18 protein-coding genes are annotated in these 15,234 nt (G+C 32.3%); 4 read left to right on the top strand and 14 right to left on the bottom strand.

What is annotated here, in order from left to right; genetic code table 11:
* The first annotated feature begins 150 nt into the window (after positions 1–150).
* Entirely contained in the window at positions 151–582 is a 432-nt protein-coding gene (locus ACXAE4_RS18895; RefSeq protein WP_048019285.1) for a hypothetical protein, read from the top strand.
* 138 nt (positions 583–720) lie between these two features.
* On the opposite strand, the gene ACXAE4_RS18900 is transcribed toward ACXAE4_RS18895, so the two are convergent.
* The gene (locus ACXAE4_RS18900; protein WP_098999905.1) at positions 721–1,332 is read right to left on the bottom strand and encodes a hypothetical protein; all 612 of its coding nucleotides are present in this window, start codon (positions 1,330–1,332) and stop codon (positions 721–723) included.
* Positions 1,333–1,519: 187 nt separating this feature from the next.
* On the opposite strand from ACXAE4_RS18900, the gene ACXAE4_RS18905 reads away from it, so the two are divergent.
* Both ACXAE4_RS18905 and ACXAE4_RS18910 read left to right on the top strand, forming a co-directional pair.
* The gene (locus tag ACXAE4_RS18905; RefSeq protein ID WP_098999907.1) at positions 1,520–2,134 is read left to right on the top strand and encodes a VanZ family protein; all 615 of its coding nucleotides are present in this window, start codon (positions 1,520–1,522) and stop codon (positions 2,132–2,134) included.
* Between the two features lie 135 nt (positions 2,135–2,269).
* Positions 2,270–2,569, top strand: a complete 300-nt coding sequence (locus ACXAE4_RS18910; RefSeq protein WP_098999908.1) for a hypothetical protein — start codon at positions 2,270–2,272, stop codon at positions 2,567–2,569.
* Between the two features lie 743 nt (positions 2,570–3,312).
* On the opposite strand, the gene ACXAE4_RS18915 is transcribed toward ACXAE4_RS18910, so the two are convergent.
* From ACXAE4_RS18915 to ACXAE4_RS18965, 11 genes are all read right to left on the bottom strand, one after another.
* Positions 3,313–4,326, bottom strand: coding sequence for an NADP-dependent oxidoreductase (locus ACXAE4_RS18915; protein ID WP_475236632.1), 1,014 nt, complete (start codon positions 4,324–4,326; stop codon positions 3,313–3,315).
* A gap of 352 nt (positions 4,327–4,678) precedes the next feature.
* Positions 4,679–5,428: an SDR family NAD(P)-dependent oxidoreductase gene (locus tag ACXAE4_RS18920; RefSeq protein WP_028413778.1), complete on the bottom strand. Its 750-nt coding sequence runs from the start codon at positions 5,426–5,428 to the stop codon at positions 4,679–4,681.
* Positions 5,429–5,496: 68 nt separating this feature from the next.
* The gene (locus ACXAE4_RS18925; RefSeq protein ID WP_098999912.1) at positions 5,497–6,072 is read right to left on the bottom strand and encodes a TetR/AcrR family transcriptional regulator; all 576 of its coding nucleotides are present in this window, start codon (positions 6,070–6,072) and stop codon (positions 5,497–5,499) included.
* 578 nt (positions 6,073–6,650) lie between these two features.
* Positions 6,651–6,821, bottom strand: a complete 171-nt coding sequence (locus ACXAE4_RS18930) for a hypothetical protein (protein ID WP_176551740.1) — start codon at positions 6,819–6,821, stop codon at positions 6,651–6,653.
* A gap of 510 nt (positions 6,822–7,331) precedes the next feature.
* Positions 7,332–8,774, bottom strand: a complete 1,443-nt coding sequence (gene aspA, locus ACXAE4_RS18935) for an aspartate ammonia-lyase (protein WP_098999913.1) — start codon at positions 8,772–8,774, stop codon at positions 7,332–7,334.
* Positions 8,775–8,811: 37 nt separating this feature from the next.
* Entirely contained in the window at positions 8,812–10,083 is a 1,272-nt protein-coding gene (locus ACXAE4_RS18940; protein ID WP_028413781.1) for a cation:dicarboxylate symporter family transporter, read from the bottom strand.
* Between the two features lie 1,451 nt (positions 10,084–11,534).
* The gene (locus ACXAE4_RS18945) at positions 11,535–11,660 is read right to left on the bottom strand and encodes a hypothetical protein (protein ID WP_255219823.1); all 126 of its coding nucleotides are present in this window, start codon (positions 11,658–11,660) and stop codon (positions 11,535–11,537) included.
* A gap of 33 nt (positions 11,661–11,693) precedes the next feature.
* Positions 11,694–11,966, bottom strand: a complete 273-nt coding sequence (locus tag ACXAE4_RS18950) for a GlsB/YeaQ/YmgE family stress response membrane protein (RefSeq protein WP_028408939.1) — start codon at positions 11,964–11,966, stop codon at positions 11,694–11,696.
* A gap of 297 nt (positions 11,967–12,263) precedes the next feature.
* On the bottom strand, positions 12,264–12,743 hold the full coding sequence (locus ACXAE4_RS18955) for a site-2 protease family protein (protein WP_063247027.1): 480 nt from the start codon (positions 12,741–12,743) through the stop codon (positions 12,264–12,266).
* 328 nt (positions 12,744–13,071) lie between these two features.
* Positions 13,072–13,281 carry a hypothetical protein gene (locus ACXAE4_RS18960; RefSeq protein WP_475237368.1) on the bottom strand — a complete coding sequence of 70 codons (210 nt, stop codon included), beginning with the start codon at positions 13,279–13,281 and terminating at the stop codon, positions 13,072–13,074.
* Positions 13,247–13,678, bottom strand: a complete 432-nt coding sequence (locus tag ACXAE4_RS18965; RefSeq protein ID WP_475236639.1) for an MEDS domain-containing protein — start codon at positions 13,676–13,678, stop codon at positions 13,247–13,249. The genes ACXAE4_RS18960 and ACXAE4_RS18965 overlap by 35 nt, the downstream gene beginning before the upstream one ends.
* Before the next feature lie 509 nt (positions 13,679–14,187).
* Between ACXAE4_RS18965 and ACXAE4_RS18970 the strand changes: the two genes are divergently transcribed.
* A complete protein-coding gene (locus ACXAE4_RS18970) occupies positions 14,188–14,388 on the top strand; it encodes a DUF4030 domain-containing protein (RefSeq protein ID WP_255256913.1) in 201 nt (66 codons plus the stop codon).
* 299 nt (positions 14,389–14,687) lie between these two features.
* Here the strand turns inward: ACXAE4_RS18970 and ACXAE4_RS18975 are convergent, their stop codons facing one another.
* Positions 14,688–14,894 (bottom strand): hypothetical protein, encoded by a 207-nt coding sequence (locus tag ACXAE4_RS18975; RefSeq protein ID WP_475236642.1) that lies wholly within the window; start codon positions 14,892–14,894, stop codon positions 14,688–14,690.
* Positions 14,895–14,937: 43 nt separating this feature from the next.
* Complete coding sequence (locus ACXAE4_RS18980) at positions 14,938–15,165, bottom strand: hypothetical protein (protein WP_475236643.1); 228 nt, start codon at positions 15,163–15,165, stop codon at positions 14,938–14,940.
* Between the last annotated feature and the right edge of the window lie 69 nt (positions 15,166–15,234).

Genomic DNA, 15,234 nt, shown 5'->3' on the forward strand with positions numbered 1-15,234 from the left:
AAATGTTTTATGTTAACTAAAAATGTATATAACATACATTTTTAAAATATGAAAATGTGTTGTAAACTAATTATCTAGAAAAAATATCATATTTTGTTATTTTTTGTAGTTTTAAATCAAATTATTCCAAAGGGAAGAGAGTGAGAAAAAATGAGTTTAGATCCAAACAAAACATATCATCTTGTTGATGTACATTCTGGAAAAGGGTTATCTTACGAAGTTTATGCAAGTTACGATTATGTTCGAGAAGTTGAAGGAGCAGGAACAGCATTAAAATTTGAACCTGTGGACGATTTTGGATCATATAAAATTCGAATGACTGGTTCTCATTGGGATAACTATAATTATCTAACAAAATCAGGTAAGGAATGGATTTATCTTGATACAAAAGATAATGCAACTGTTTGGACCTTCCAACGTGATAATGAAGGAGATTTAACTCGTATCTGGCAACAAGGTCATGGACGTACAGCTAATTGGAGATATTACGAAAGTGGTTCGAAAAAATGGCTTGGAACGGATGAAGATACTGACGATATACATTCACCTACAAAAAGATTTAAAATTATTGCAGCAGGTTAATAGAGCTTATTTTTATATTTCTATGTTAATGACAAAGAGCAAACTCATAAAAATATGGGTTTGCTCTTTTTATTTTAATAAACTTCCTAGAGTATGGATTATGGTAATTAGATTTGTAAAGCTTATAAGATATAAGAATCAATCTTCATATTCCACCTCAGCCCCTTTAATATTTTGGGGAAAGGAGCTAATAATTGAATTAGTTGAAGAAAATAAATCGTCATTAGATAGGGAAACAACAGATGCACCATCGTAAAAAATCCAAAACACTGTGCAATCTTTTCGTAATGTAACAATAGGCATTTGAACCTTTTTTCTCCCAAATAAGGTTTTCATATCCCGTTTTCCAAAGCTAAATAAATCTTCCGAAAGAGACCAAGCAGCAAAGCAATTCATACTTCCTTGGCTATATAAAAAAGGCATAACGACTTTAAATTGTGTATAATCTTCAATTTTAGCTTTAATAAAAGTCTCTCTGTCTACTTTTAGTTTTACATATTCAATATTAGCAGATGAAAATACATCACCTATTTCTTCTGCATCGTAGCTTATATATGTAAAAAGTGCATATATCGGAAAACTGTTTAACTCTTTCATCCAGTTATTAATAAAGGTTTCTATGTCTACATCATGACCTTCATACTCTACAATGTAAGGTGCATCGCCATCTATTCCGAAGGGAAACAAACCACCCCATGAGGGAATATCACCTATGTAGCTTTTGGAAAGAAACCCTACTTCAATATCCATTATATATTTTCCTTCAATACTTAAAGTGTATTTTAAGTATAATTATAATCGATATGTAAATAAGTTCCTATAAGCTACATTATGTTGACTAGCTTTTCATTTAGTAGAGAATTATTACTTATTATTTCATTTAATGGTATAATGTGGTCTTATCATTTTTGAATAGATTGGTGTTGAAATAGTTTTAATGGGTTTAATCACTTTATATGTAGAAGATATGCTTAGGTATATCTTAGCTGCATTACCCTTTTATGTAGGGTTTCGTTTTATCTTTTTAAAGAAGAAAAGAAAGATAACATCTTTCAAAAAGGAACTTATTTTAGGTTTGTTTGCATTATATCTTGTTGGTTTGGCATCTCAAACCATTGTTCCAAATTGGAATGCGGGTATTGTTACAGATACTGGAGAGCCTTTTTTTGATATTTATTTTACAAATGAGCTTTCTCATGTAAATATCATACCTTTTCATACCCTTTACGAATACTTCTTTCAAACGAATACAAATGTTGACGAATGGAATAGCGTATCTCTTTTAAATCTAACTGCAAATGTTATGTTATTTTTACCTTTAGGTTTTTTTGTATCCCTTATTTGGAGAAAGTATCATTCCTTTAGAAGGGTAATGATCTTAGGGTTATTTGTTACATGCTTAATTGAATTCATTCAATATTTTATAGGACGTAGCTCGGATATTGATGATGTTCTACTTAACACGTTTGGCACAGTTATAGGTTATGTGGTTCTTTTGATAAGTCAATATTTAATACGCAAGCCAGTAAAGCAAAAAAAGGCGACTATATAGATAGTTGCCTTTTTTCGTGCCGATAAATAACGTTATGGTAACTAGAAATATAATGCACTTCAAGAAAAGGTATTTATTTCCTTTTAGCCTGTATATTATAATGAATATGCGTTGCTAAAAATAGGAGGAAATTAGATGGAGAAATTCTTTAAAAATGCTTTAAAGGTATCAATAGCCTCTTTAGTCATTTCGATAACTTTATATGTAGTTATAATTGGATTGTTTCTTTTATCAGTTGTTACAGCAAATATTTTTGGTACTGTGATTAGGATTATTGTGCCTATTTTAACTTTAGTTACAATACTCGGGTTTATTTATTCCTTCTTTATCAAAGGTAAACAGAAAATCCCTTTTTTAACATTACATTTTGTTTCCTTATGTGCTCTTTCGTTTGGTATCTATCTTGCAGTCAGTTTTCAAGGGTTTGCGCCTTGATAAATATTTACATAAAAAAAGAACCCTTTGCTCATATAGGCAAAGGGTTTTCAAATTTATCGGAATAGGGGGAATACACTCTTAGTCTGGCCAGATTTATAGATTCATATACATATACCTTTTAAAAAATGTTGTCTTTCACTATATTTAGAGTAAATAACCTTGTTTACGTTTTATTATTTGTTAAGTAAATATTAAATCACTTCATTTATTATTAAGGTTTTACTATTTACAGTTAGTGACGACAAATTGGTTATTTTACTTTTTACCATAACCAGCCTATTACTTACTTTCCTTTTAAGAAATTGGTTTATTTACAACAACGTAACAGAAAGTTCATAAAATATTTATTATTGCTATGTTTTTATAAGATAATTTTAACTATTAATACAAAATCAACGTATTATATACATAGATGTAAATGTATAAAGTATGTTATTAAAATTAAAGTTTTATCATTTACTCTAAATGACGACAAATATGGAGTTTTTCTACAAGGTGTGTAATAGATATAACTATTTTTAATAAAGTACGTTAACTATTACTCTTGTAAATGAAAGTAAATTATAACATTATATCAACAAGAGTAATAGTTAATACTGTTACAAAATATATAGTATTTTTTAATACATTACTTTTAATTAATACTTGATCTATTGTTTGTTTTTATAACAGATAAATTATGGACATGACCTTCTTCTTTTTAGGTTAGTTTTTATTTGGACTGATCTCCTCATGTTCTCCTAAAAATTAATAATTACTTTTCCTTTCGGTCGTCCACTTGCAACTAGTTCTAGCGCCTCATTTACGTTGTCTATGGGAAATAGTGTTGGATGAATTGGTGGAACAATGTTGTGTTCCTCAATGATTTTGGTGATTTTTTTTAGTTGTGCGCCGTCAGAACGAACAAACATAAAATGATATTCCACGTCGTGTCTCTTGGCTTTGTAGTCATACTTTGCACCAGCAACGGAAAACAGCTTTTGTTTCCAAAATGGAAAATTTCCTTTTTTTCCGAAACGCTTATTTGGGCCTGTACGGAGAGAGAGCAACCTTCCCCCAGGTTTGATGATACTCAATTCTTTGTCAAATTCTTTAGGACCCAGTGTATCGATCACATAATCCACATTCGACAACGAGTCAACGTAGTTTTCTGTTGCATAAACCAAATATTGATCTGCACCCATTTCCAACGTGCGTTCGCGCGCTTCTGAGTTGCCACTAACAATAACATTCAGACCTATTTCTTTTGCGATTGGGACAGCCATTTGACCAAAGCTACCCGATCCACCTGGAATAAAAACAGATTTACCAGGCTGTGCCTCAAGTTCTTCGTGTAGACCTTGATAAGCTGTTAGTCCAGCCAGTGGTGCTGCAGCAGCTTCCACATAAGATAAGTTTTTTGGCATTAGTGCAATGGCGGTAGCATCAATTGCGGCATATTCCGCAAAAGCACCAATTTTTTTTAATGGGAGACGTGTATAGATGTCATCTCCTACCTGAAATTCTTTCACGTTTTTTCCAACCTTTTCTATAACTCCTGTCAATTCATTACCAAGCGTTAAGGGGAATTCATAGTCCTGAATCAGTTTTACACTACCTGTCATAATCAACATTTCGAGTGGATTGACCGCCGCAGCTTTAACTTTTACCAAGACTTCGTTGTCATTGATTTCTGGGATTGGAATATCATTGACTTGGGCCTGAATATCTTTTGAATATTTGGTGATCTGAGCTGCTTTCATGAGTGTTTTCATTCTTTTCTTTAGCACCCTTCCATTGAGTTGCTTTTATTAGTTTTTTTATCTTATTTTTATTATTTTCACTGTCTACTTCATTTTTTCTCCTCAATATAATTCTTTTTATAAAAAACTTATATTATTCCAATCGTTTAGGTGGAGGAAACCTTATTGTAGGATCAACCCACCACCTAAACCTTAAACACTTACAAAATTACCTTTTTATCCATCTAATACTGTTGTTTTATTTTAGAACGTTCATTCTTAAATAGTTAAATTTTTTGAATTGATACTGTAAACTATGTTTATCACCCTAATGAGTTATGTTCGTTTTTCAGTTATATATAGATTTAAAACCTTTGTTGATACATTAAGCGCCTAGTATTGGATAGATTTGATCTCTTAAATTGAAATTGTAGCTTTCATCTACAATACCTACAACTTTATCATTGTCATAAAGTTCCATCATAAAACCAGCCATTTGCTTAGCTGTGTGATACATCGGCATAAAGTTTTTATAATCGAATTCTTCTACATCCTGTGAAGTTTTCTCAAATTCTGTTTCTGTCACTGCTGGTGCTAAAACTTTGGCCTTCATTTTTGCACCTTTAAGCTCTAGTTCTTTTGCAAGCCCTTCTGTAAATGCACTAACAAAATATTTAGATGCAGAATAGGTGATACCACCAATATAAGTTGCATATCCCAGTGCGGAGGATACGTTAATTAATTGAGTTCCCTCTACATGAGAATAATCTCGCACGAATAGCGTAGAAAGGATTGCCAATGACTCTATGTTAAGACGTAACATGGATTCTACTTTTTCTAAATTCTGATCTGTCACAGAAGAAGATTCACCAAGACCGGCATTATTAATCCACGTCTCAATTTGATACTGCTTTAAACTGTTATACAGTGCGTACGCCTGATCTGTTATCGATAGGTCACTTGTATGAATAATAACATCTAAATCAGGATTTATATTATGAATGACTGATTTGAGCCCTTCTAATCTCTCTAATCTTCTAGCTACAATAATTAAGTTTTTTCCACGAGCAGCAAATTCTAATGCTGTTTCATATCCTATACCTGAACTTGCTCCTGTAATAACTGTGTACTTCATATTCTTTCTCTCCTTAAAAATATATTTAGATTGGTGTTAATTCATTTATTTAAACAACAAGATATAATTCATCCTAGTACTGACAAATTCATATCAATAATGGTTTCTAATTCTTTTTTATCATTTGTTGTTTTTGCTAATACTCGTATTCCTACAAGGGAATTATGAATAAATTTAGAGAGCGCTTTAATATCATAGTGCTCAGGAATCTCTCCTTGTTCTTGACCATGTTTCAGTAAATCAAATAATAAGGTTTCGGTCTTTATAAACGTCTCTGTAATTTTTTCAGCTACTTCTTGATCAAGTAACGATAATTCAACTGCTGTGTTGACTGTTAAACACCCTTTTGGCTGTTTATCGGCTGGATAAATAACCATTTCAAATAATTTTCGTATAGCCTGCTTAACCGTTAAATCTGGTGTTATGTTACTTTTAAATCTTACATCCATTACTTCTACATAGTGACTCAGGGCTCGAATAAATAAAGTATGTTTGTCACCGAATGTATCATAAATACTTCTACGGTGAACGCCCATATAGTTCACCAAATCTTGCATGGATGTTTTTTCATACCCCTGTTGCCAGAAAAGCTCCATTGCTTTCCTTAATGCTTCTTTTTCATCAAATTCTTTATTTCTAGCCATGTACTCCCACCTTAGAACGTATTATCTCGCATGTCTGAGAAAGGATTTAGAAGTATTTTATGCACTTAGAGTGCAACAATTTTATACTATTCATTCCCCCTCAATAAACTCTTCAGGTAATTTAAGAATGATCTTTCTTATTTTGATAAGATACTGTTAGATCTAACTTGTACTTAGTATATCAATTTGAGAACGTTCAGTAAAGAATTTTTAATCGAAATTTAAGACCATTATTTTCCTAATTAATCAGAATTCTTTAGTAGAACAAGAAAAAGTAACGAAGTTTTGAAGCAAGCTCACCCTATAAAATCATCTATAAATGCTTCTTTAGAGGCAAACTCAAATCTAACTGTATATTTCTTTACGATTGTTTCAAGATATAAACAATAACAAAAACTCTCTATGCTAAAAAGAAGGTTAATCATTTAATGGTTAACCTTTTTTTTGTTTGTTCCGGAAATTGGTTTTATGTTAACTAAAAGGCGAAAAAGCCATCTTTGGGGAAGATGGCTTTTTCTACTGATAAATATTAGGTTGTAAGTGGAGTCCTAAAAGACTTCTCGAGTAGTTTGCTCAATTTAATACACTTTATTCTTACACAACATATCCATTGCTTTTTCTAGAAGTAAAATGTCTTCCCTCATCATTACTTTCATATCGTCGAGATCAAGTTGAATATATTCTTCTTTTAAACGTTCTAATTCCCTCACGAACAGAGATCCAGTATAGTACCCGTAATTTGTTTCCAATGCATATCTCCTTTGTGTGCTATTAATATATGTAGTTCCCTTTTATTCAGATTAACAATCAACAAAAGTAAAATTTTCCAAAAATAATCCTTTGCTATACAAGCAAAGGATTTTCAAATTTATTGGAATAGGGGGGAATACGTTAGTAGTTTGCCCAGATTTGTAGATTCATATACATATAACTTTAAAAATAAATGTTGTGAACAATTCTGTTTTTACAAAATAACTTTATCTACGTTTTATAGTTAGGTAAGTAAATATTAAAGTATTTTATGTATTTTTAAGGTTTCACTATTTATAGTTAGTGGCGACAAATAGTGCATTTTTCTACGTGAATGTCGAGAGTGTAGCATGAAGAAAAGCGTTTAGGTGGTATTTAGACTATAAAAAATAGCCTGGTTTGAATGGCATGTGGTATTTTTAGACGTTTATACCGAAAATAAGCCACCTAGGGATATCCCAAGTAGGTGGCTTATACGATAAACTTAATATGGAGCAAGCTGTTAAAAATTAATTTCTGTCAAAAAGAGAGCTGCCAGATATACCTGGATTCGTCATTTCATAGGGATTTAAAATTAACTCAAGCTCCTCCTCAGTCAATACGTCATATTGCAAACATAGTTCTCGTACCGACTTTCCATTTAAAATAGCCTCTCTAGCAATTCGTGCTGCTACTTCATATCCTATATGTGGATTTACGGCTGTAATAATCCCTACACTTTTTTCTACATACTCTTTTAAACGTCCCTCATTTGCTTCAATGTCTCTTAGACAATGGTCTGTGAAGACGTGGAATGCGTTATTCATAATACTGATTGACTGAAGCAAGTTAAACACAAGAACAGGCTCCATCACATTTAGTTCAAGTTGACCTGCTTCCGATGCCAAGCAAATTGTATGATCATTACCTATAACTTGAAAAGCTACTTGATTAATCATTTCAGGCATGACAGGATTGACCTTTCCAGGCATAATAGATGAACCAGGTTGACGAGCTGGTAATATAAGTTCAGCTAATCCTGCACGAGGACCAGATGCCATTAATCGGATATCATTCGCAATTTTAGACATATTAATCATGCACACTTTTAAGCTAGCGGAGACTTCTGTATAAGCGTCTGTATTTTGAGTCGCGTCTACAAGATGATTGGCCTTCTTAAGTGGTAAACCACTAATATTTGCTAGATATCTTACAACATTTTCGATATAACGTGGATCTGCATTTAAACCCGTTCCAACTGCAGTTGCTCCCATATTAACCTCATATAAATGTCCATAAGATTGCTTAATACGTTTCATATCGCGCTCAAGAACACGACTATATGATTCAAATTCTTGACCAAGACGGATTGGAACCGCATCCTGTAGGTGAGTACGTCCCATCTTTATAATAGAATCAAATTGTTCTGCCTTTTTCTGAAATACACTGTGCATATAATTCATTGTTTTTAGTAACTTATTTAACAGATTAAGCGTTGCAATATGGATAGCAGTTGGGAATACGTCGTTTGTTGATTGTGACATGTTTACATGACTATTAGGGCTTAAATCGGAATAAGAACCTTTCTCGTGACCAAGTAACTCTAAAGCTCTATTTGCAATAACCTCATTTGCATTCATATTCATTGAGGTCCCCGCACCACCCTGTATTGGATCAACAATAAATTGATTGTTTCTTTTCCCTTCGATAACCTCTTCTGCTGCTTCAATAATTGCGTTACCCAATCCATCATATAACCTTTTGGTTTCCATGTTAGCAAGAGCAGCAGCCTTTTTTACGATTCCTAATGCTTTAATAAGCTCTGGGTGAATCTGATATCCTGTTATTGGGAAGTTTTCAACTGCACGTAAAGTTTGAATCCCATAGTAAGCATAAGTAGGAACTTCTTTTGTTCCTAGGAAATCTTTTTCAATTCTTACATTTTGTTTTTCTGGTATTTCTATATTTTTCATAACATTGATCTCCTTCTTTACATAAAAAGAAATTTTTTTATGCTACGTCCGATTTTCTAATAGAATCTGTATAATGCTTTGCTTTTTCTTTATCGAATCCGCCTTCCCACTTAGACATCACAATAGCAGCTAATGCGTTACCTACTACGTTGACAGATGTACGAAGCATATCTAAAATACGATCAATACCAGCAATGAATGCCATACCTTCTAGAGGTAATCCCATTGATCCTAGTGTTGTTAATACAACAACAAATGAAGCTCCTGCAACTCCTGCCATTCCCTTAGAAGTCAACATTAATACAAGTAAAAGTGTAATTTGTTCTATGAAAGATAAATGAATCCCATACATTTGTGCAATGAAAAGGGCAGCAATGGCTTGGTAAATGGATGATCCATCAAGGTTAAAGGTATATCCTGTCGGAATAACAAATGATGTGACAGCTTTCGGACAACCAAAGTTCTCCATTTTAGTCATTAACCTTGGCAATACTGCTTCAGAGCTTGCGGTTGTAAACGCTAAAATTAACTCATCTTTTAAGATTTTTATAAGCACTAAAACATTAGTTCCAGCCATTTTTGCAATAATACCTAATACTACAAAAACAAAGAAAATCATGGTCAGATATATAACGAGTACTAACTTTCCTAAAGGGATTAATGAACCAATTCCAAACTTCGCCACATTCAAACCAATTAAAGCAAATACGCCAAATGGAGCAAATTTCATAACTAAGTTTGTCATCCAAAACATGGATTCTAGTACGCCTTCAAAAAAATTTAAAACTGGTTTGCCTTTTTCTCCAATTGCTGCAACTCCTAGACCAAATAAGACTGAGAAAAAGATAATCGCTAATAAATTTCCTTCAGTCAATGATTGGAATATATTAGTTGGGATGATATGAACAATTTGAGCTGCTACACCTGCACTTTCAGTTGTTTTAGATGTTTCTTCATATTTGGATATATCACCTTTCTCAAGGTTCCCCATATCTATACCAGTACCTGGATGGAACAAATTTGCGGCCAATAAGCCCACTGCTAATGCAATGGTAGTAACAATTTCAAAATAAAGAATGGTTTTTCCACCTAGTCTTCCTAACTTTTTAATATCACCTACACCAGCTATAGATACGATGAGTGCAGATACAACGATAGGAATAACAATCATTTTAATTAGGTGAAGAAAAATATCTCCTAAAGGTTGAAGAATGGCCATCACTGCATGATTTCCATAAAAAAGAGCACCTATAGCAATCCCGAACGCAAGTCCAATAAATATTTGTGTAGCTAATCCCAATTTCTTCATAGTTGTAACCCCTTTCAATTTACAGTTCATTAAAACACTTAAAGAGAGCCTATGCTTAGGCTAGCGTCTATAAAAAAAGACAATAATTAAAAATAAGTCCAATGTGTAAATAATCTTTAAAATAAATGGTAATCATATAATTTGAAATTAACTCCCCCCCTTCAGTAAAGCGTTTTCAAAATCTTTAATGTAAAATACACTTTTTCGGCTCACCTTATATACCTGAGCATATAGTATCATTTATAAAGAGATTTTCTATTATCCTTTTAACCTTTTGAAATCCTGTTTATTGTCTAACATTCATATAAACCTAGAAGTGACTGTTACTAGATTTATATGAATGTTAGACAACATATTCTAAACTATTATCCCTTCATTTCAGATAAAGAAATATCTTCTTCTTTTATTTAGAGATAAGGAAATCATAACATTAGATATCTCTATAACTTGTTAAAATAATTAAATCTCTTAAAATGTTTTTCTTCAAATTAAATGATATCGCTTTCAAAAATTTCAATCGTAGTAACTACATATATCTTCTCTGAAAGCTAAAGGAATTTAGGATTTATTTCAAGTGTAACTTAATTAACTAAACTACAGCATTAAGTTGGGGTATCTCCTTCAGCCTCTTCATACTGTAATCTCATTATAATAAACATGCGTTTCTTGTATATAGGTAATGAATGGAATCAAAAAAATGATAATAACGAAAAGTATATTTTTAATTTCATGTTCTCTTTTTGCGTACTTCAGTTACATTATATTTATATACGACAGATAAATCAAGAAAATTATTATTCATTTCGCGTACATTTTATTTAGACAGGTCTCATAGAAGTAAATAATATTTTAATAACGACAAACTGTTATGGAAAAACCAAAGTAATTTTAACATACACCTTTTATATAGACCTAATTGTGTTAGTCTATTAAAAGTCAAATAGAAAAGAATGATTAATTTGGAAGAAATAAAAGAGCAAGAAATCGATTTTGATAAAGTGTATGACTATGTGGAATTTCCTGAATAAGGTCAGTGGCAGGTGCGATCAACTGTAACTCAGCTTACTTCAAAAGCTCCGTGAAAAGGTGGCGTTTTCTTACATGAATGTAGAGAATGTGGCATGAGGAAGAGTATATAAAATGTAAATATATAATAACCAGGCCCTTCAGAATTTAAAGGGGCCTTTTGTTTATGTTTAATAAGGTTGAGTAATAGATACTTCAGTTTAAGTGAGGAAGCTAATCCCTAACCTATAAAAAGCGCAGATTCTAGGGCCGTTTACGCCTGACCTACTGCAGTAATGAAGCATATCTGCACTTTATTTTTAAATATTTTCCATAATAATAAGCGACCCTATATACTGTAAACAAAGTTACTAAGGTCGCTTATACTATATTTTGATTTATTATTTTTTTGTCTGTTTCTTTATAATAAAATATCTGTAATCTCATTAATCTTCTGACAGAATTTCGCTATCATTATTAATTTGATCGAATAAATAAGTAAGATAAGAATCTAGTTCAAATTGATTACCTTCAACAAAATCATATAGCATAGAATTATTTTCTTCTCTCATTTTTAATCACTCCAATTTAAGTTTTTTCAATTTTTATACATGATGACCATGATTCTTTTTTTGACCCATTTTTCTTAAAAGAAAGCTTACAATTAATACTAAAATGATTGATCCAATAATTGCTGGGATAATTGCAAAACCGCCAATGACTGGCCCCCAACTTCCCAAGATAAGGCCGCCCAACCAAGAACCAATAAAGCCAGCGATAATATTACCAATAATACCTCCAGGAACGTCGCGTCCCGTAATTAAACCGGCGAGCCACCCGATAATTCCACCTACAATTAGCATCCATAGAATCTCCATTACTACTTCCCTCCTTTTAAATTATTTAGTTAACTTTACCCCTCACTAAAACTCATTAATCTTGTTATTTTTTTTCCTGATCAGAGTTTTTCTTGTATATAACCATCTACGCCTTACTTACTGCAGTAAGAGCTCCTTGTTGTTTTTTGAGTAGACAGGTAAATTTACTGCAGTAGCTACATCATAGTATCTAAAGAATTACGACTTGATTACTAATCAGTATCTATTTCAGTACCGTTGCCGCGTTAATACGCATTGTGGACGTCCAGTTTTAATTAGCCATTTTTCTTTCCTTTGTTAATCCGGATTACACGTTATCTTTCCATATCTTAATGCATCATAGATAGCTCGCCCATCACTTAAACTCGTTTCTGAATATTCAAAGGGTAAGAGCGAGAAAACAATATAATAAATAGAGAAATAAACAAATTGGTAAGAAAAGAGATTCTTTGAGAGAACACCCAACATAATTAAACCATACACAAGAAGGATAGACGCTACATTAGCTACGGTACCTCCAGCATAAACACAAGCATGAGTAAAACGGTTATCATACTTTAATTTTTCGTAAATACAAAAGGAGTGCAAAAAATAAATAGATTTTATTTTAATTTTCTTCCACCTAAAAATCGTTCTCCCTTGTCCAATGGTAAAATCGACCTTTCCTCCTAGAATAATAGCCATAAGTGAGTGCCCCAGTTGGTGAATAACAGACACAAGTGGAATGACAATCAAAAAAGAAAATAATAGTTTCGGCATATCACTCCATCCAAACATACCTGTCTCCCTTTCCTCTTAAAATAATCTTACATTTGATATTCCACATTTTCGCCTATCAAAACCGGTATTTTTATGAGGGCTGTATAAGAGAATGATGCTTTTCTATTCTTTGTATTTATGATTTCCATTAGGTTAACTAAATAATTAAACCGGACTTTCTTTACAATAAAAAGAGCTACCTCGAAATAGAAAAACTAACCTGAAGAGACATAAGAATACGAGGAAAGAGCTTATAGTGGTAAATAAACTGAATGGATGAAAAGGAGCCATTGATTTCTTTAAAAATAAAAAACGCTTAGTATGATTGCTTAAGCGTTTTTTATCTTTATTCCAATTCAGTTAATGGCCAATATTGTTTAGAAGTAATTAAATCACCCTCAATAAGAACATAAGGATGTGTTTCCATCAGAATAGTTTTGAGATACTCTGGCATCCTCTCTCCTTTGTATGCACAAATTAATGGGAATGAGAGTTTATTCACCGCGCTATCCACTATTTTTTCAAAATCTTCGATTAGATGTAAAGGATCTTCCATTGTGCTCCATTCTACATGTGCCCATGATTCTGAAAGAAATTCTATTTTCTAAGTAGGGCTGAACGCTCTTATTAAAATAATTAAGAATGGCAGGAGGATGATAACTACCACTTGAATAATAGAAATCAAAGTTGTTTATACGATGTATCATTTTCATTTGATCTGTAGTCAATAGTATTTTCAAATGGTCATGAATAAAAGGATAAAAACGGTCATTTTCAATAAGAAGAATGCAATCTCCAGCAAAAATCCCCTCTTGGATATAACTTACAACTTGTCGTATATAATTTTCTTGCTGGTCGTAGGAATACAGTATATGAATACTCTTTTGTTCTGCAAACAACTGATTCATTTTACTTTTCAACACATAATCCCTTCTTTCTTCTCGCTCTCTCATTATACTAGGATTATGTAAACAAAATATAGTGGTAACTTATTGAATTTTCAAACAAATAAATAAAACCACATACAGAAGGTGCGCTTTTTATACACTTTTCTAAGCTCTGTCTCAAAGAGAAACCTTGTTAAATCAACGATGTATAAAAATATGCATAAAGTAAAAAACTCTTCTTCCTGCGACCCCTTTTCTATCAAGGGTTCTTTTTCGTGGTTTGTTGCGAAAAGAGTATGTAAACTAGCTTTGTATACCATATTCAAATTAAAATAAAGATTTCATTTTAATTTTTTCTATTTTATAAAATAATTGTATGGTTCGTTTAAGACAGAACAATTAAATCTATAAGGAGAGGAAAGAATGCAATTAATAAGAAACATCGTATTTCTTAGTTGTTTTGCATTATCACTTGCAGCTTGTCACAATGTGGATACAACTTCAAAGGATTTAGATACTATTCTTAGTGATATATCTGATAAATACGTCGTTTTAAGTGTTGGCACAGACTTGAAATCAATGGTTTGAGTGCTTATAAAGTTGACGTTCGTGAGAGAAATGTTAAAAAATTAGAAAAAGAGAATCGCTGGTTGGATATTAAGAATAAGGTTGTTGCAGATTTGCAGGAGAATAAAGAGTATAAAAATGTACCATATAAAAAGAATGACTTTACATTGAAACAACCTGTTACAGTATTTAAGAACAATGGGAGTTGATCGTCCTAAAGTCTGGGATTAAACAAGTTAAGCGCTTATGTATACCACATATACAAACCCAATTAACATAATCAGCATTTCAGATTCTAACTGTTTCGTTAGAATCTCAACTCTGAGACATATAGTGAAATTTTCACTATACACCGCTTGGAGATATTATAAAGTGTCTTGCTGTCGATAAAAAAGTTCCAATTAATTTGACATTATCCAGTCCCTAGAAACCTAACACGTTTTCTTTTTCAGGTTTCCATCCAATATGCCATATTCGTTTTGAGCAATTCTTTCACTTTCTGCATAGCTTATATATTACAATAAGCAACATCGATTCCCATTAAGTGCCCAAAATGGTGATGTACGATTGTGTTTGACAGATTTTTGTTCATCCACACTGTAAACTCCTCGATCATGTTAATTAACTCACGAATGTACTTGTTTTTGTGATGATCAAACTGTTTGTACGTTTCCTCCACTTTACTAAAATCAATCCATTTCTTTAGTTTAATCATAGGCGGGTCGCTGCTCAAAAAATATGCGAGTTCTTGCAGCTGATTACTGATACGTCAGCCATGTTTCTGTTTTAATTTCTGTCACTTCCGTAGGTTGATACTGTGGCACATACTTGCAAATCGTGGTGTAGAAATAAGCAAAAGCTTCATCAGCAATATAGACCGAGTCTTTATTCCAATACTTTGCATTGTACTCACCTGGCTTCACTTCTATATAATAAGCATTTTCCACCTTATCCACATTTGTTATCATTTCAAAAGGGGATTCCATAGCAGCACCTCTTTATTTAGATAACGTTAGTATGTCCGTTTTTATTAGTGATTCACCTAAAAATCACTC

Source organism: Priestia sp. ABM2_011 (genome assembly GCF_056158845.1).